The organism is Nocardiopsis valliformis DSM 45023 (assembly GCF_000340985.1).
GTDB lineage: Bacteria > Actinomycetota > Actinomycetes > Streptosporangiales > Streptosporangiaceae > Nocardiopsis > Nocardiopsis exhalans.
The window spans coordinates 249,467-265,433 of record NZ_ANAZ01000013.1; the positions used below are offsets into that span (position 1 = coordinate 249,467).

The 15,967-nt window shown below is 69.7% G+C and carries 18 protein-coding genes; 15 read left to right on the plus strand and 3 right to left on the minus strand.

Annotated features, from left to right (window positions below; genetic code table 11):
* Positions 1 to 41: 41 nt before the first annotated feature.
* Together D457_RS0114870 and D457_RS0114875 are read right to left on the minus strand one after the other, a co-directional pair.
* A complete protein-coding gene (locus tag D457_RS0114870; protein ID WP_017581461.1) occupies positions 42 to 962 on the minus strand; it encodes an ABC transporter permease in 921 nt (306 codons plus the stop codon).
* Between the two features lie 50 nt (positions 963 to 1,012).
* Positions 1,013 to 2,011 (minus strand): ABC transporter ATP-binding protein, encoded by a 999-nt coding sequence (locus D457_RS0114875; protein WP_051072932.1) that lies wholly within the window; start codon positions 2,009 to 2,011, stop codon positions 1,013 to 1,015.
* 401 nt (positions 2,012 to 2,412) lie between these two features.
* Between D457_RS0114875 and D457_RS0114880 the strand changes: the two genes are divergently transcribed.
* The 15 genes from D457_RS0114880 to D457_RS32590 all read left to right on the plus strand — a co-directional run bounded on the left by D457_RS0114880 (position 2,413) and on the right by D457_RS32590 (position 14,923).
* Positions 2,413 to 3,159, plus strand: coding sequence for a class I SAM-dependent methyltransferase (locus D457_RS0114880; RefSeq protein WP_017581463.1), 747 nt, complete (start codon positions 2,413 to 2,415; stop codon positions 3,157 to 3,159).
* Positions 3,149 to 4,219, plus strand: a complete 1,071-nt coding sequence (gene lxmK / locus D457_RS0114885; RefSeq protein WP_017581464.1) for a class V lanthionine synthetase subunit LxmK — start codon at positions 3,149 to 3,151, stop codon at positions 4,217 to 4,219. Before D457_RS0114880 ends, lxmK begins: the two co-directional genes overlap by 11 nt.
* Complete coding sequence (locus D457_RS0114890) at positions 4,216 to 5,175, plus strand: T3SS effector HopA1 family protein (protein WP_017581465.1); 960 nt, start codon at positions 4,216 to 4,218, stop codon at positions 5,173 to 5,175. Before lxmK ends, D457_RS0114890 begins: the two co-directional genes overlap by 4 nt.
* A 67-nt stretch (positions 5,176 to 5,242) precedes the next feature.
* Positions 5,243 to 5,407 (plus strand): LxmA leader domain family RiPP, encoded by a 165-nt coding sequence (locus D457_RS36440; protein ID WP_017581466.1) that lies wholly within the window; start codon positions 5,243 to 5,245, stop codon positions 5,405 to 5,407.
* Between the two features lie 64 nt (positions 5,408 to 5,471).
* On the plus strand, positions 5,472 to 5,624 hold the full coding sequence (locus tag D457_RS36445) for an LxmA leader domain family RiPP (RefSeq protein WP_017581467.1): 153 nt from the start codon (positions 5,472 to 5,474) through the stop codon (positions 5,622 to 5,624).
* A gap of 46 nt (positions 5,625 to 5,670) precedes the next feature.
* On the plus strand, positions 5,671 to 5,838 hold the full coding sequence (locus D457_RS36450; protein WP_017581468.1) for an LxmA leader domain family RiPP: 168 nt from the start codon (positions 5,671 to 5,673) through the stop codon (positions 5,836 to 5,838).
* Positions 5,839 to 5,926: 88 nt separating this feature from the next.
* Entirely contained in the window at positions 5,927 to 6,103 is a 177-nt protein-coding gene (locus D457_RS36455; protein ID WP_017581469.1) for an LxmA leader domain family RiPP, read from the plus strand.
* Between the two features lie 106 nt (positions 6,104 to 6,209).
* Positions 6,210 to 7,088, plus strand: a complete 879-nt coding sequence (locus D457_RS0114915) for an ABC transporter ATP-binding protein (RefSeq protein WP_017581470.1) — start codon at positions 6,210 to 6,212, stop codon at positions 7,086 to 7,088.
* Positions 7,085 to 7,939, plus strand: a complete 855-nt coding sequence (locus D457_RS0114920; protein WP_017581471.1) for an ABC transporter permease — start codon at positions 7,085 to 7,087, stop codon at positions 7,937 to 7,939. The genes D457_RS0114915 and D457_RS0114920 overlap by 4 nt, the downstream gene beginning before the upstream one ends.
* A gap of 36 nt (positions 7,940 to 7,975) precedes the next feature.
* Entirely contained in the window at positions 7,976 to 8,971 is a 996-nt protein-coding gene (locus tag D457_RS0114925) for an LLM class flavin-dependent oxidoreductase (RefSeq protein ID WP_017581472.1), read from the plus strand.
* Positions 8,964 to 9,581, plus strand: coding sequence for a flavoprotein (locus tag D457_RS0114930; protein WP_017581473.1), 618 nt, complete (start codon positions 8,964 to 8,966; stop codon positions 9,579 to 9,581). The genes D457_RS0114925 and D457_RS0114930 overlap by 8 nt, the downstream gene beginning before the upstream one ends.
* On the plus strand, positions 9,575 to 10,528 hold the full coding sequence (locus D457_RS0114935) for a hypothetical protein (RefSeq protein ID WP_017581474.1): 954 nt from the start codon (positions 9,575 to 9,577) through the stop codon (positions 10,526 to 10,528). The genes D457_RS0114930 and D457_RS0114935 overlap by 7 nt, the downstream gene beginning before the upstream one ends.
* Positions 10,525 to 11,814: a M16 family metallopeptidase gene (locus D457_RS0114940; RefSeq protein ID WP_017581475.1), complete on the plus strand. Its 1,290-nt coding sequence runs from the start codon at positions 10,525 to 10,527 to the stop codon at positions 11,812 to 11,814. The genes D457_RS0114935 and D457_RS0114940 overlap by 4 nt, the downstream gene beginning before the upstream one ends.
* Positions 11,814 to 13,118: a M16 family metallopeptidase gene (locus D457_RS0114945; protein ID WP_017581476.1), complete on the plus strand. Its 1,305-nt coding sequence runs from the start codon at positions 11,814 to 11,816 to the stop codon at positions 13,116 to 13,118. Before D457_RS0114940 ends, D457_RS0114945 begins: the two co-directional genes overlap by 1 nt.
* Positions 13,115 to 14,923: an ABC transporter ATP-binding protein gene (locus D457_RS32590; RefSeq protein ID WP_017581477.1), complete on the plus strand. Its 1,809-nt coding sequence runs from the start codon at positions 13,115 to 13,117 to the stop codon at positions 14,921 to 14,923. The genes D457_RS0114945 and D457_RS32590 overlap by 4 nt, the downstream gene beginning before the upstream one ends.
* 290 nt (positions 14,924 to 15,213) lie before the next feature.
* Here the strand turns inward: D457_RS32590 and D457_RS0114955 are convergent, their stop codons facing one another.
* Positions 15,214 to 15,909: a helix-turn-helix transcriptional regulator gene (locus tag D457_RS0114955; protein ID WP_017581478.1), complete on the minus strand. Its 696-nt coding sequence runs from the start codon at positions 15,907 to 15,909 to the stop codon at positions 15,214 to 15,216.
* Between the last annotated feature and the right edge of the window lie 58 nt (positions 15,910 to 15,967).

The window sequence follows — 15,967 nt, forward strand, 5'->3', positions numbered from 1 at the left end:
GGAGGCCGCCGGGGTTCCGGGGGTCGATCTTGGGAATGGTCTCAGGACTTGCGGGGGTCCCAGCGGAAGAAGCGGTGGACCAGGTAGCCGAGCACCGCGATCCACACCAGCTGGACACCGATGCTGGGCAGGGCGAGGATCCACAGCTCCAGGGCACCGACCGCCTCGGCGTCCTCGGGGTGCCCGAAGTAGTCCATGCCCAGGAAGCCGGAGCGGAGCATGTCCACCGCCGGAGCGATCGGCAGCAGGCGCAGGACCGCGGCGACGGAGTCCGGCATCGCCACCAGGGGCACCATCACACCGCCTGCGGCCAGGGTCAGCAGCATCGGCACCATCGCGGCCATCTGGGCGATCTCACCGTTGCGGACCAGCGGCGTGATCAGGGTTCCCAACAGGGTCAGGGTGATCGCGCTCAGGAACATCGCGGCGAGCATCATGGCGAGGTTGGAGGGCACATGGCCGGACTTGTAGATCAGCACCGCGCCGTACAACAGCCCCATCCCCAGTGACAGCACGACGATGAGCCCGATCATCGAACCGTGGATGGCCGAAGGGGAGACACCGCCCACGCGCAGGCGCTTGAGGACCAGGTTCTCGCGTCGGGTGGTGAGGACATTCGACGGGTGCATGAGGCCGAGAGCAATGGACACCGCCATCAGACTCCCGGACATGAGGTAGCCGATACCGGTGACGCCGGGGGCGACCTCCTCGTTCTCCATGGTGAAGAAGGGGATCATGAAGGCCGCGGGCAGGATCAGGTAGAGCAGTGCGGTCTTGTAACGGACGAAGAGTTTGAACTCGGTCCGCAGCAGGGTCAGCGCCTGGCGGAAGGAGCTCGGAGGGGCGTAGGCCGGTGCGGCGTTCGGCGTCGTGGACGCGGTGGACGCGGTGGACGCGGACTCTTCCACGGCTTCCCGCCGGGGGTCGGGGGTGTTCTTCGTCGGGGTCAGCGTGTGTGCCATCGGAATCGTGCCAATCCTGTCTGTGGGGCGAAGGGGCGTGGGGGCGGGCGTTACTCGTCCGCGCGGCCGTCGGCGATACGAAGGAAGACGTCTTCGAGGGTCGCGCCGCGCACCTGGAGGTCGGCGAGCTCGACGCCCTTCTCCTCGGACCAGTCCATGAGCTGACGGACAGCACGGTGGGCGCGATAGGTCCGTTCCTCGCCGCGGATGGTGTAGTCGGCCCGGGGGTGCCCGTCACGGACCCCGAAGTCCGGCTCGTGTCCTTCGAGGGAAGGCAGGTCATCGCGGCGGACGCTGTCCGGCACCCGGAAGGCGATCTGGTCGCCCCGTTCGGCGAGCACGGACAGGATGGTGCCCTCCACCCGGACCTCGCCCCGGTGCATGATCGCCAGGCGGTCGGCCAGCTGCTCGACCTCGTCCAGGTAGTGCGTGGTGAGCAGGATCGCCACGCCCTGGTTCTTGAGGCCCTCGATGATGCGCCAGGTGTCCCTGCGCCCCTCCGGGTCCATCCCGGTGGTGGGTTCGTCGAGGTAGAGGACCTGAGGGCGGGTGACCAGCGCTGACGCGAGGTCGAGGCGCCGCTTCTCACCACCGGAGAGCTGCCGGACCAGGGTGGAGCGCTTGTGCGTCAGGCCCACGACCTCCAGCAACTCGCCGAGGGGTCGGGGGCGGGAGGCCAGCCGGATGGAGAGGTCGAGGGTCTCCTGGACGCTGAGGTCCTCGAACAGGCCGCTGCTCTGCAGGACGGCGTTGGCCCGCTCGCGCAGCTCGCGCGGCTGCTTGTAGGGGTCGGTTCCGAAGACCCGGACGGTCCCGCCGCTGGGCTTGCGGAAACCCTCCAGGGTCTCGATGGTGGTTGTCTTGCCGGCGCCGTTGGTGCCCAGCAGCCCGAACAGCTCTCCGGGCGCGATCTCGAAGGACACACCCTTGACGGCCTCGAAGTCGCCGTAGCGCTGGCGCAGATCGCGTACCTCCACCACGGGGCCCGACGCACCCTTTCCGACTGCCGCGACATCGTTCGGTTCGTTTTTCCTGCGCGTTGTGATCATGACCCAATGGTTACCCAAGGAAATGGCAAAATCAACCGAAACAGAGCTTCCCCGGGAAGATGGCCTCTTTCCTGTGATCGGACGCGCAAATACCACCGGAAACGGTTTTCCGCACTAGCCGTTCGACCAGGTTCCAACCTGGACACAAGACCAGAAGATGACCGGCCAACCATCAGCCAAACCCATCCTGAACTGCCAAAACAAGGGGAACAGCCCTTTGCGGGACAACCCCTTCACACAGCAACAGGAAATCCAGCCAACACCGAACTCGCCTTTGGATTGGCCAACAGGAGAAGAAAGGCTAGCGCACATACCCAGCCAATCCCGACAAGATGGGAACCAGATCGAACGAAGCAGTCAGGAACGAAGAGACAGGGGACAGGGCATCAGCCCGGAGGACGATGCAGACGGTGAATACTTACGGTGATTCGCTCGCCGGGATCTACGACATGATCTACCCGACCACCCCCGAAGCCGACTACGCGGCGGAGTACATCAGCAAGCTGGCCCCCGAGGGCAGCGTCCTCGAACTGGGCGTGGGCACCGGCCGGGTGGCCCTGCCGATGGCGGAGCGCGGCCTGAAGGTCCACGGCGTCGAGGCCTCCGAGGAGATGCTCCGCAAGCTCAAGGAGAACGACCCCGAGGGGCGGATCCAGAGCAGCCTGTGCGACTTCTCCGAAGAACTGCCCGAAGGCAAGTTCGATGTCACCGTCAACCCGCTCAACACCTTCTGCATGGTCCCCGACGCGGAGAAGCAGCTCAACACCCTCCGGCTGATGCGCGAGCGGACCGCCGACCACGGTGTGGTCATCCTGGAGACCTACGATCCGCTGATCTACCACGGTCTCGCCGACGGCACCAAGACCGAGGCCCGACACCTCAAGGACGGCCAGGTCGGCATCTACTCGACCTACGTCGACCGCCTCTCGCAGGTCGCCGTCGTCGTCCAGACCTTCCTCGGCTCCGACGAGTCCCCGGGCCGGGTCGTCGAGCTCAGCCGCTACGTGTGGCCCTCCGAGCTCGATCTGATGGCCCGCCTGGTCGGCCTCCGGCTGCGCGGCCGCTACGCCGGCTGGCACGAGGAGCCCACCGACCACCACACCAGCCGCTTCATCTCCGTCTACGAGGTGGCCGGCGATGACGAGTGACCGCGCCTCCTTCGACCCCATTCCGCTGGAAGACGCGCCTGAGGTCAACGCCCTGCTCGAACGGATCGGTTTCGGCCCGTTCCTGGAAGAGAGTCTCACCTCCTACCTCGGGCGCAACGACATCTGGGCAGGCAGCACCGAGTCGGGCCGGGAGGTCTTCGTCAAGCGTGTCACCGGCACGACCGAGGACGTGCGCTCCCGGCTCGGGCGCATCGCCGCCGTCGACCGGCTGATCAGCGGCCGGGACGACATCCCGACCCCGAAGTGCCACGCGGTGGACACCGAGGCCGGCCTCGTCGCCTTCGAGCTGCTCGAAGACGTGGTTAACGGCGCCGAACTGGCCAAGGACGACCTCTTCACGGAGGATCTGGCCGCCGACGCCGGTCGCGTCCTCGCCGCGCTGCACTCCCTGGACGTACCCGAGGAACTCTCGTCCACCGACGCCCCCGACGGGCCCGCGGCACCCCGCCCGCTCACCTCCATCGACCTGGAGACGTACGCGTCGGCGAGCGCCGGGGAACTGGACCTGTGGCGTCTGCTCCACAACGACCGGGAGGTGGCGACCGCGCTTGGTTCCCCCATCGGCGGAACCAAGCGGATCCGTTCCTCCCTCATCCACGGTGACCTGCGCCTGGACCAGTTCCTCAGCGACGGGGACTCCCTCTACCTCACCGACTGGGAGGAGACCAGGCCGGGCGACCCGGCCGCCGACATCGGCGCCTTCGCCGGTGAGTGGCTGCACCGCGGGGTCCTCGCCATGAGCACCGCGGAGGACGACCCGGTCGCCGGCGGCGCCCGCCGCTTCGAGCTCCTGCGCAGCAACGTCGAGGAGTTCTGGGCCGCCTACCTGGAAGCACGGCCGGAGTCTGTGAAGGACCTCCAGCTGTCCGTCCGAGCCACGGCCTTCGTCGGACACCACCTGTTCAACCGGGTACTCGCCGCCTCGCAACAGAACTCGTACCTGACCCCGCTGCAGAAGGCCGCCGCGGGCGTGGGCCGCCAGGCCCTGCTGAACCCCGAGGACTACACCACCGCCGTCGGACTGGGAGGACGACCGTGACCACGGAGCTGAGAACACGCCCGGCCCTGTCGGAGGGGCTGCGCGAGGCACTGCGAACCGTCACCTTCGCACCCGACCTGCGGTCCGGGAAGGTCGGTGGGCACGAGTTCGAGGGCGATGTGCCCAAGTCCCTGCGGCGGAGCCTCGCGCACACCCTCTACACCGCCTTCCACACCGGGCAGCCGTCCCGCAAGGGCAAGCGCCACCCGGCCATGACCGACCCGCGCCTGGCCGAGGACCTCCGGTCCGCGGTCCCCCATTCCACCAGCGCCATGACTGCACACGGTGTGGTCGGCTCCGACTCCCCGGACGAGGCCGAGGTGCTGCTGGGCGGGGTCCGGGTCCGGGTCCCCTGGGACCTGGTCACGATGTCGGGGCCGGAGACCGCCGAGGTCCGGGTGCCCGCGGTCATGCCCAAGCGCTCCCCCGGCTTCCTCCTGGTGCACGGTTCGGGCGGGCATTCCCTCCAGGACCAGGAGATCCTCCGCCTCTACCTCAGCGTTCCCTCGCACACCGACGCCCCGCGGATCTGGGGGCACCTCCTCACCCTCCTGGAGGAATCGGGGATCGGCTACCAGGCCAAGGTCCTGTCCGCCCGTTCCTCCTATCCCCGACGCGACGCGATCGTCGTCTACCTCGGCCAGTCCTCGTGGCCGGCCGTTCCGGGCCTGGTCGAGGGGATGGCCGGAACCGAAGGGCTGGGAGACGAGGGCTCGCTCTACACGGCTCGCCTGGCCCCGGGCATCGGCTGGGCCTGGGAACCGGACGGGTCGCAGGTCGACAAGCACGACCTGAGCTTCGGCCAGCACCGGTCCCGGATCATCGCCGAGGCACTAATCCGGGCGCAGGAGAGCGGCTCCGACCGCGAAGAGGAGGTGGCCCGCGCCCTCGCCGACGGCGGCGTCCCGCCCGAGAGCCCGCACCGGAGCTACCGCTCCCCCGCCATCGGCCTCTGAGGCCGTACAGACTTCGGGCGCCCAACCCCGGCGCGTCCGATACGGAAAACAACCGAAAGGAACCCCCATGGGCGAGCAGAACCCCTTCGAAGGCGTCGACACCTACACCGACCCGGCCGAGATCACCGAGGACCACGGCGTCGAGGACCCCGAGGCCAGCCCCGCGTCGGTGGCCTCCGCGATCGGCAGCTTCAACGCCAGCGTCGCCCTCACCAACACCTTCGGCTGCTGACCCTCCTCTCAGGGAGAACAACCGCGACCGAACGAACACCAACCAGAGAGAAAGGCCAGAAACCATGTCTGAGAAGACCCCCTTCGACGGCGCCGACAACTACACCGACCCCGCCGAGATCACCGAGGACCAGGAGATCGAGAACCCGGAGGTCACCCCGGCCAGCGTGGCCGCCAGCGTCTCCGTGGTCATCGCGACCAACCGCTTCGGCTGCTGACCGTCCCTCCCCGACCGATAACCCCTCACCACCCGAGGAGAAGAACATGGGCACCGAATCCCTGATGAACGGCGCTGACAACTACACCGACCCCGCCGAGATCACCGAGGACCAGGACGTCGAGGAGCCGGGTGTGGTCGTCACCACCGTCGTCCCCGGCCCCATCACGCTCCTGCCGGTCTCGGTGACGACCACGGTCCGCATCGGCTGCTGATCCGGCACCGCGACCAGACCGACAGCGACACCCGTAACACCAGCAAGTCACCCACACGAGCAGTTCACCCGAGAAAGAAGGAAATCCCATGGCTGAGAAGACCCCCTTCGACGGCGCCGACAACTACACCGACCCGGCCGAGATCACCGAGGACCACGGCGTCGAGGACCCCGAGGCCACCCCGAGCGTGGTCGTCTCGATCGCCGCGAGCGCCAGCGCCGTCAGCGGCGGCGGCGTCACCGCCACCAGGCACTTCGGTTGCTGATCGCCTGACCGCACGCGTCAGGTAACGGGATGAACCGCCGGGGTTGCCGTCGCCGACAGGCAGGCAACCCCGCGGTCCCCCGCAGACGGTGAAGGAAGGAGCACGGATGTCCCCCCGGATCGAGGTCGAAGGCCTCCGAACCTCCTATGGTCAGCGCGAAATCCTGCGCGGTGTGGACCTCGACGTCCGCCGGGGCGAGACCCTCGCCCTCCTCGGACCCAACGGTGCCGGTAAGAGCACCACGATGGAGATCCTCGAAGGCCTGCGCGGACGCGGCTCCGGCACGGTGCGGGTCCTCGGCCGAGACCCGGAGTCAGCTGACGACGCCTGGCGCGGCCGCCTCGGCGTCGTCCTCCAGACCTGGCGGGACCACCGGGACTGGACCGTCGGGTCCCTGCTCCGCCACACGGCCCTGTACCACGAGAAGCCCGCTGACCTCGAAGAGCTCACGGAACGGATCGCGCTCACCGATTTCCTCGGCCAGAAGATCCGTCACCTGTCCGGCGGCCAGCGGCGACGTATGGACCTGGCCCTGGCCCTCGTGGGGCGGCCGGAAGTCCTCTTCATGGACGAGCCCACCGTCGGTCTGGACCCCGAAGCCCGGCGCGCCTTCCACGACGTCGTGTCCCGGGTCGCCGCCGAAGAGGGCGTCACGACGCTCTTCACCACGCACGACATGGCCGAGGCCGACCGCCTGGCCGACCGGATCGCCATCCTCACCGGCGGACGCGTCAGCTTCACCGGGACGCGCGAGGAATTCGCGGCCCTGCACGGCGCCGGCGACACCTCCGTCAGCTGGGTGGAGGGGGGCCGGAGCCGCCGGGAACTCACCTCGAACCCCTCATCCCTGATCACCGATCTGCGGAACAGGCTGGGTTCCGACGTTCCCGGCCTCGAGGTACGCCGCCAGAGCCTCGAGGACTGCTACCTCGCGCACGTCCAGTCCCAGAAGATCCGGTACCAGAAGGAGGTTCCGACAGCATGAACACCCGAGTCCTTCGCGCCGGAGCCGACCGCTTCCGGACCGAGACCCGCATCATCCTGGGCGACCCCAACCGCATCCTGCTGGACTTCCAGCTGCTGTTCGTCGCCATCTACGTGACGACCTGCCTCCTGGCCTCCCCTGACGCGGACTCGGGCCAGTTCCTGACCTCGCCCTCCACCCTGGCCATGACGTTCATGATGCTGGTGCTGGCCCAGGGCGGGACCTTCTCCGTGGCGCAGAGCGTGATCTCGGCGAGGGAGAGCGGAACCCTGCTGCGCCTGCGTCTGCTTCCCGGCGGTCTGGCCGCCTACGTCGTGGAGAAGTGCCTGCACGTGCTCTGCATGAGCCTCGTGTCCCTGACTGCTCTGTTGGTCACTGCCTTCACACTCGGCGGGCTGACGCCCCACACCTCGTTCGCCTCCTGGCTGACGGCCCTGGGTTTCCTCACCCTCGGCCTGCTGTTCTTCGTCACCCTCGGCCTGGTTCTGGGCGCGGCGCTCCCGGACGGGGGCGACCTGCTCGGCTACGCCTCCCTGGGCGTGTACGCGATCGCCGCCGCCGCGGGCACCGGAGCGATCGCCTACCTCCCCGGCCCCCTCCAGTACGCCCTCCGTTTCCTGCCCTTCGAGTGGATCGTGAACGGGATCGACGCGGGCCTCACCGCTGGCGTCCCCCTCGGATTCGTCAACGGCGGCCACTGGAGCCCCCTGCTCGCGCTACTGCTCACCGGCGTCTGGACGGCGTCGGCGCTGGCGGTGGCCGTCCCCCTGCTCCGACGGATGACCCGGCGCGCGTCGGGCTCGGACCTGGCCCGCCGACAGGAGAACGCCCAGAACCGGACGTTCGGCTGACCGCGGCACCCCACCCCACAGGAAGGAAGAAACCACATGTCAGCCCGTGCACTGCTGAGCGTGATCCACCCCCAGCAGCCCAAGCGCCCCCAGCAGGTCGAGCCGGTGGCCAAGCTGGTCCAGGAGACCTCACTGCACCGCCTGTGGATGGGGCAGTCCCTGAACGCGGAGACCCACCAGGTGCTCGCCTACCTCGCCGGGCGCGGCTACCGCGTCCCCACCGGGATCGGGGTTACCCTCCTCCCCCTCCGGCACCCGTTCGACGCGGCCGTGCAGGCCCGCAGCCTCGGCAGGCTGACCGGGAAACCGGTCGTGGTCGGTTACGGTCCAGCCACTCCGGGTCTGGTGGCCGCGCTGCGCGGCGAGCCCTATGCGACCCCCGCGCGTACCTCGGCGGAGTACGCCCGCGCGGTCCGCGACCTCCTGGACGGAGGCCCGGCCGACGGGCGCACCAATGAGGCCTTCCACATGGGAGAGGGGCTGAGTCTGCAGGCTCTCACCCCGGAGCCCCGGGTCGAGGTCGGTATGGGCGTCCTGCGCCCCGGGATGGCCCGAAAGGCCGGCGGCGCCGCCGACGTCGCCATCAGCTGGCTGACCCCGGCGAACTACGTGCGCGACACGATCATCCCCAAACTCACCGAAGGGGCCGAGCAGGCCGGGCGCGACCGCTCCCCCCGGGTCGCCACCGTGGTCCACGCGGCCGTCGCCCGCCCCGAGCGCGACCCCCACAAGCTCGCCATGCTGGGGGCCGGAACACACCTGGGCCTGCCGCACTACACGGACATGCTGCGTCGGGCCGGGGTGCCCGCCTACCCGGACCGCCCGCAGGAGGGCGCCAAGGCCATCCTCGACCAGGGCGTCTACCTGTACGGGACCCCGGAGGAGATCGCCAAGGGCCTTCTGGAGTACGAGCAGGCCGGTGTCAGCGAGATCGTCCTCAACCCCGCGGGGGTGGTCAACACCGAAGGCATCCGGGCCGCCGTCGCTGATGTCCGGGACATCGTGTCAGCGTGGGAGGAGACCCGTGTCTGAGTCGGTTGCCTCCCCGAACCTGTTCCCCGCGTTCGGCGCCGAACGCCTGCTGGTCATCGGCACCGGTTCCATGGCCGCTGCGCACCTGCCCTCGTGGAGCAGCTGGCTGGAGATGGGTTACCCCCACATCGACCGGCGCCTGGTGCTGACCAGGAGCGCGACGAAGTTCGTGTCGCACGTCGCGCTCAACGCCATGGAGAAGCGGCCGGTGGAGCTGGACGTCTGGTCCGACGATCCGGCCGCGGGGCCTCTGCACGTGGACCTGGCCACCTGGCCGGACACCGTCATCGTCTATCCCGCGACCTTCGACTTCCTCGCACGGTTCGCGGTGGGCCTGGGCGACACACCCGCGACCCTCGGGTTGCAGTGCACATCGGCCGTGATCGGCCTCGCCCCGTCCCTGCCACCCGGCGCGGCAGGCTCCGAGATCTACCGCAGGCACGTCCGAGCACTCGAAGAACGCACCAACGTGACCCTGGTCGACCCCGTCCCCGGGCTGAGCGCGCACACCGGCAAGTTCGACGCCGCCGTCGCCGCTCCGCTCCAGGAGGTCATCGTCGAGGTCGAGAGGCTGCGCACCAAGCTGGCGGGGGTACCCGAACCATGCTGACCAGGATCGTCGACGACTTCGGTACCGGTTACGTGCACACCACCGTGGTGCACACCGTCACGGACGGGTTCGTCTGGGTCCGGAGCAGCGGAATCGACCGCCCCCTGCCGATCGGTGCGCTGCCCGACCGGATCCGCCCCCTCCTGGCCTCGATCAGAGGGCCCGTCACCTTCCAGCCGCACCAGACCGTGCACACCCACGAGACCTGGCGGGTCTTTCCCGCCCCGGGCCCCAGTTCGGTGGCCAAACAGCTGCTCCTGAAGGAAGAGGGCGCCTCCGCCGCCGCGGGTGTGCTGCGGTCGACCGGGGCCGCCCTGGCCCAACTGCATTCGCACCTCGTTCCCGGACCAACCGTCCTCCCCTCCCCCCAGGGCCCGGCCCGGTTGTCGCGGTGGCTGGACGGAAGCGCCCGGCACCGGGCCTCCGAACGCCTACGGGAGGAGGCCGTCCGGTTTCTGGGCGCGTCACGGATGCGCGCGGCACGGCTCTGGTGCGCCGGCCTCCAGGACGAAGAGGTACGCCGGTCCGGTGTCCTCCTGCACGGGGCACCGGGCCTCGGCGTGCTCATCCCCTCCGTCGAACCCGGGGCCAACGGTTCCTCGGCGGGGATGCTCACCGGGGAGGAGCTGACCACCGGTCCAGTCGAGTCCGACCTGGGCTGGATCGCGGGAGAGCTCGTCGAACACCGGGAGGTCGCCACGGGCGACGCCCAGGAGGAGCAGAGGCTGATCGACGCTCTTCTCACGGGTTACGGGCCCACCGCGGACCTGGACGCGGTCGCCCGGTTCGCCGTCCTGCGCATGTTCGTCCACGTCCACGACTTCGCGAACTACGTGGGGTGGCACGAGTCCGTCCGCACCCACCTCGCGCTCCTCGCGGATGCCCTCGACTCCGCCGACAGCGCACTCCTGAAGCAGCCCCTGCGACCGAAGGACCGACAACCATGACCGCGACAGCAACCGAACACAACCTCGCCCGGACCCTGGACAACGGCCTCCGCGTCCGCACGGCCCGGGTCGGGTCGGTCACCGCCGCTGGGGTGGCCCTGCACTACGGGGTCGGTTTCCGTTCGGACCCCGTCGCCTACCCCGGCATGGCGCACCTGGTGGAACACCTCATGTTCCAGGGCACGGGCTCCGGCGAGTCCGACCACTTCACCTGGGTGGAGGGCATGGGCGGGTTCTGCAACGCCTCCACCCGGCAGGACTACACCGACTACTACACGATCGTCCCTTCGGACCGCCTCGACGACGTCATGTCGCTGGAGGCCCGGCGTATCGGCGAGCCCCGTGTCACCGAGGCGGGCCTGCGCACACAGATCAACGTGATCGGAGAGGAGATCGGGGCCAAGGCCCGGCGCCCCTACGGACGCTTCCCGTGGCCGCTCATCTCCCCCGTGCTGTTCGGCTCCTACGCCAACGCCCACGACGGCTACGGGGACACCGGGGCCCTCGCCCAGGCCGACCTGTCCGACTGCCTCGACTTCTTCCACCGGTTCTACACACCGTCCAACGCCGTCCTCACCATCAGCGGGGACATCGACCCCGAGCGGGCGCTCGACCTCGCCGAGACCCACTTCGGCTCGCTTCCGGCCCTGCCCGCGCCGGACACCGGGAACGCGTGGGAACCGGTGCCCGACCACCTGCTCACCGGTACCGCGTACGACCCCCTGGCCACCCGCCCCGGGTTCGCCCTCGGCTACCGCGCCCCGGACGCGTCGCTTTCTCTCACACCGCACTTCGCGCTGTCCCTGGTCGCGGACATCCTCACCAGCGGCCCCGACCCCCTGCTCGCACGCGTGGTACGCGAGCGAACCGGTGAGTCGGTCAGTGTGTCCGCCCGCAGCGGGCTGTTCGACTTCCTCGACGCGCGGGATCCCGACATGTGGATCCTCTCCGCCATCCACCCGGAGGAGGTGAGCGGCGATCTCGTCCTCGACATCGTGGACAACGAGATCCGGCGCCTCGCGGAGCACGGGGTGGACAGCCTCGACCTGGCCCGCGCCCGGGCCCGCAGGCTCGCCGCCTTCCACCGCAGGACCGACCAGCTGGGGGCCCGCACCCGGACGGTGGGCCGCGGTGAGCTCCTCTTCGGCGACGGCGACCTGCCCCGCACCATCCACCGCGGTTTCACCGACGCCACCGAGCAGGACGTCGTGGACGCCGCCCGGTGGCTGACCCGGGAGGGGCGCGCGCTGCTGCACCTCTCCCCTGAGGGAAAGGACACCCCCTGATGCGTATGTCGGACCTGCACGAACACCCCCTGGCCAACGGTCTGCGCGCCATCTGCATGCCGCACGGAGACACTCCGCTGGCGGAGGTACGGCTGGTCGTCCCCGAACTGAGCGACACCCCCCGTGCGCTCTTCGAGGCGCAGCTGCGCGCGCATCTGGCGACCCTGCACGAGGGCGACCCTTGGGTCCGGCTCTCCGACCTGGAGCAGTCAGCCGTGGTCCTGGGCGGTAGCGCCTCTCCCTGGGCCACCGTCCTCAGCGGAAGCTGCGGCGTGGACGACCTCCCCCGTCTGCTGCGCCACCTGTCCGGCGCGGTGACGTCCCCGGTAGTCGCCGCGGAGGTCACCGAGCAGGAGTACGCGACCTTCGCCGCGCAGACGCGCGCCTCGGCCGCCTACCCGCACGTGCTCGCGGCCGACGGCCTCTACCGGCACCTCTACGGAGGGCACGCCGCGGGCAACCGGGCCGGCGCGGCCCGGGTCGAAGCCGCCGCCCCGGTCGAGGACGCCTCTGTCGCCTCCTCCGGCCGCCTCGGCCCGCGGGAGGCCCTGCTCCTGGTCGTCGGCGGCGGCCTCGACCCGGCCGAGGTGTTCCAGCACGTCGAGGAACACTTCGGCGGTTGGGATGGCGCCACCCCCGGCTGGGTGGTCCCCGAGGTACCCGCGCTGCGGCCGGGCCCGCCCGCCGTGGTCGACCTGCCGGGCTCCTCCCGCGCCCACGTCCGGCTGCGCGCGGAGGCCGTTCCGCACGACCACGAGCTCTACCCGCCGCTCTTCCTGGCCCTGAACACGCTCAGCGGCGGGGCGGTCTCGACCCGGCTCACCCGCAACCTGCGCAACGACAACGGCTACGTGTACGGAGCCAGCGCATTCATCGACTCCTTCCCCGGGGCGAACCTGATCGCGGTCGAGGCCGAGACCTCGGTCACCACCGCCCACGAGGTCCTCGCCGGTATCGAGCAGGAGCTGCGCGGCATGGCGGAGCATCCGCCCGGCGAAGAGGAGTTCCGGGCCGCGCAGCGCTTCGCCGCCGGGTGCATGCGGACCCGGCTCACCTCGCAGGCCGAGGTGTCCGCGGCGTTGACCGATCTGGCCCTGAACGGTGCGGACCCCATGGAGCTGGCCGGATTCGGCGCCCAGCTCTCCCGAGTGACCTACGACGAGGTCGTGGACGTGGCTCGGGAGTACTTCGCGCCCGACCGCTTCACCGGCGTGGTCTGCGGCGACGCCTCGCTCCTCGGTTCCCCGGCCCTGATCCCGAACCCCACGCCCATCAACGAACCGATCGAGAAGGTGGCCCTATGAACACCGAAGCACCGGACCCGAGAGTCGAACGGCCCGGGTTGAGACACCTGCTCCAGTACGCCCGCCCCTACAGCCTGACCCTGTGGACCGGGGGGCTGATCACCGTCGTCGCGGCGCTGCTCACCCTCGCGCAGCCGTTGGTGGCGAAGTACTTCCTGGAGGACATGGCCGCCGGGGGGCCGAACCTGGGTTGGGTGGTCCTGCTGGCCGCCCTGCTGCTGTTCGCAACCGTCCTCGCCGCCATCGGCAACTACCTGACCGAGCGCACGGCGGAGAACATCGTCTTCGGTGTCCGCAAGCGGATGGTCGAGCGGATCATGCGGCTGCGGATGGCGGTGCTCGACCGGAGCAGCCCCGGTGACCTGCTCTCCCGCGTGGTCTCGGACAGCAACCAGCTCCGTACCGCCACGACCAGGAACCTGGTCGACCTGGTCATCGGCCTGTTCCAGCTGACAGGCATCCTGGTGCTCATGGCCTACCTGGACCTGCCCCTGCTGGGTCTGGTCCTGGCGGTGGTGGCCGTCGTCGGTATCGCGTTCGCCGCGATCGTGCCCAGGATCAAGCGGGCCAGCCTGCTCGTCCAGGAGGCTCTCGGCGAAATGGGCGGCACCCTGGAGCGCTCCATCACCTCCCTGCGGACGGTCAAGGCCAGCGGCTCCGAGGACCGAGAGATCGCGACCGTCAACGAGGCCTCCGAGAAGGCCCTGAACGAGGGCAAGCGGGCCGCCGTCTGGTTCTCCGCGGGCAGCATGTCCACCGGTCTGCTGGTCCAGGTCTCGTTTCTGGTGATCCTCGGAGTGGGCGGCGCGCGCGCCGCGGCGGGCGGGCTGGACCTGGCCGTGCTGGTCGCGTTCCTGCTCTACCTCTTCTACCTGACCGGCCCGGTCACCCAGGTGACCAGCGCGGTGAGCGGCCTGCAGGCCGGCCTGGCCGCGCTGCACCGGATTCGGGAGGTGGAGGCCTACGAGTACGAGGAGAGCGCGGCCCCGCAGAGTTCTCTGGCCAGTGCGGAGCTGGCCCGGCGCCCGCGTCCGGTGTCGGTGTCCTTCCGCAACGTGCGCTTCGGGTACGACCCCGCCGGACCGCCGGTCTTCGAAGAGCTCACCTTCGACGCCCCCGCAGGCAGCATGACCGCCGTCGTCGGCCCCTCCGCCGCGGGCAAGAGCACGATCTTCTCGCTCGTGGAAAGGTTCTACGACCCCCAGGCCGGGAGTGTGCGCCTCGACGGCCGGGACGTGGCCGAGTGGCCCCTGGCCGAGCTGCGGAACAGCATCGGCTACGTCGAGCAGGAAGCACCCGTGCTCTCGGGAACCCTGCGGGAGAACCTGCTCATGGCGGCCCCGGAAGCCACCGAGGACGAGTTGGACGACGTCATCGAGCGCACGCGTCTGGGCACCCTGGTCAGCCGACTGGAGCAAGGCCTGGAGACCGAGGTCGGGCACCGCGGCGTCACCCTGTCCGGCGGCGAGCGCCAGCGCGTGGCCATCGCGCGGGCGCTGCTGCGCAAACCGCGGCTCCTCCTCCTGGACGAGGCGACCTCGCAGTTGGACTCGATCAACGAGCAGGCCCTCCAGGAGACCATCGAAGCGGTCTCCGCCGTCACCAGCGTGATGGTCATCGCCCACCGCCTGTCCACTGTGCGCGAAGCGGATCAGATCCTCGTCCTGGAACGCGGCCGTGTCCGTTCCGCGGGCACCCATGAGGAACTGCTGGCCGCGGACGACCTCTACAGCGAGCTGTCGTCCCACCAGTTCGCCGCTTCGGTGCCCAGTGCCCCCGCGCTGGAGTCCACGGTCGGCCGGTGAGCCCCGAGGCGCCCGACGAAGGGCGCCCGGTGGGGGAACGAGAGCCTCGTTCCCCCACCGGGCGCCCTTCGGTGTCCCCGGGGGGTCGTCGCACATCATCCCATGCCGAGGGCTCCGGCAAAGGCCGACAGCGTGGCGTGGGCAGAGCAAAACAGGCGGACACGACAACGCGCACGCGAGGGGCGCGTGCGCGTTGTCGTTGTGGGGCCGGGCCGGAAAGAGCGGGAATTCGCGGTGTCCGGGCGAGCTGGTTCGACCACCCCGGCGTACGGGCCCCGTGCGGAAAGGCGTCAGACAGCGGCCAGGGCGCGCTCCCCGTCCAGAGCGGGGCCGCCCCGGCGTTGGGCGATCAGCTGGGAACGGCGCTGGCACCCGAACTTGCGGAGCAGGTTCGAGACGTGGAACTTCACCGCACCCATGCTGAGGATCAGCTGACCCGCGATCTGTGCGTTGGACATCCCCTGGGCGAGGAGGTCCAGGACCTCGCGTTCGCGCCGGGTCAGCCGCTCCCCGAACAGCGGTTCGGTGGAACCGAAGTGTGCGCGCAGGACCGGGCGCATGTTCGCCATCCAACGGGCGGCGAAGGTCGGAGAGATCCACACGGCCCCGCCTAGTGCCTGCTCCACGGCGTGCGCGATGTTGCCGTCCAGGTCGTCACGATCAACGATCGCGTTGGCCCCCCACTGGGTGACCTCCGCGAAATGGGGGTCGGACTCCCCGTTGAGGAGGACCACGGACTTCGGTTTCCGTTCCTCGGACGGTTGTCCCTCGGGCACGGCCATGCCCAGGGCGACACCGCTGCTGAGCATGACGGCGTCGAACCGGTCGAGTGCGTCGGCGCCCAGATCACCCGATCCCTCCACCAGCTCGGTGGCGTACCAGCCCTTGGTCTCCAGTACGGACCGGATTCGGCGGGTCAGTAATGCCCCTCCGAGGCACAGGCCGATGCGGATCGCGTCCTCTTCGTGCGGGTTCTCAGTGCTCATACGTGTCGTCTCCCAGCTCGGGCGATGTACGGGAAAGATTCCAAACGCCGATCGCACG

Bases quoted from the DNA above. Each gene is read 5' to 3' on its own strand.
- D457_RS0114945 (WP_017581476.1), top strand. From the start codon at position 11,814: ATGCGTATGTCGGACCTGCACGAACACCCCCTGGCCAACGGTCTGCGC.
- D457_RS0114925 (WP_017581472.1), top strand. From the start codon at position 7,976: ATGTCAGCCCGTGCACTGCTGAGCGTGATCCACCCCCAGCAGCCCAAG.
- D457_RS36440 (WP_017581466.1), top strand. From the start codon at position 5,243: ATGGGCGAGCAGAACCCCTTCGAAGGCGTCGACACCTACACCGACCCG.
- D457_RS36445 (WP_017581467.1), top strand. From the start codon at position 5,472: ATGTCTGAGAAGACCCCCTTCGACGGCGCCGACAACTACACCGACCCC.
- D457_RS0114940 (WP_017581475.1), top strand. From the start codon at position 10,525: ATGACCGCGACAGCAACCGAACACAACCTCGCCCGGACCCTGGACAAC.
- D457_RS0114915 (WP_017581470.1), top strand. From the start codon at position 6,210: ATGTCCCCCCGGATCGAGGTCGAAGGCCTCCGAACCTCCTATGGTCAG.
- D457_RS0114870 (WP_017581461.1), bottom strand. From the start codon at position 962: ATGGCACACACGCTGACCCCGACGAAGAACACCCCCGACCCCCGGCGG.
- D457_RS0114935 (WP_017581474.1), top strand. From the start codon at position 9,575: ATGCTGACCAGGATCGTCGACGACTTCGGTACCGGTTACGTGCACACC.
- D457_RS0114920 (WP_017581471.1), top strand. From the start codon at position 7,085: ATGAACACCCGAGTCCTTCGCGCCGGAGCCGACCGCTTCCGGACCGAG.
- D457_RS36455 (WP_017581469.1), top strand. From the start codon at position 5,927: ATGGCTGAGAAGACCCCCTTCGACGGCGCCGACAACTACACCGACCCG.
- D457_RS32590 (WP_017581477.1), top strand. From the start codon at position 13,115: ATGAACACCGAAGCACCGGACCCGAGAGTCGAACGGCCCGGGTTGAGA.
- D457_RS36450 (WP_017581468.1), top strand. From the start codon at position 5,671: ATGGGCACCGAATCCCTGATGAACGGCGCTGACAACTACACCGACCCC.
- D457_RS0114880 (WP_017581463.1), top strand. From the start codon at position 2,413: ATGCAGACGGTGAATACTTACGGTGATTCGCTCGCCGGGATCTACGAC.
- lxmK (WP_017581464.1), top strand. From the start codon at position 3,149: ATGACGAGTGACCGCGCCTCCTTCGACCCCATTCCGCTGGAAGACGCG.
- D457_RS0114955 (WP_017581478.1), bottom strand. From the start codon at position 15,909: ATGAGCACTGAGAACCCGCACGAAGAGGACGCGATCCGCATCGGCCTG.
- D457_RS0114875 (WP_051072932.1), bottom strand. From the start codon at position 2,011: ATGATCACAACGCGCAGGAAAAACGAACCGAACGATGTCGCGGCAGTC.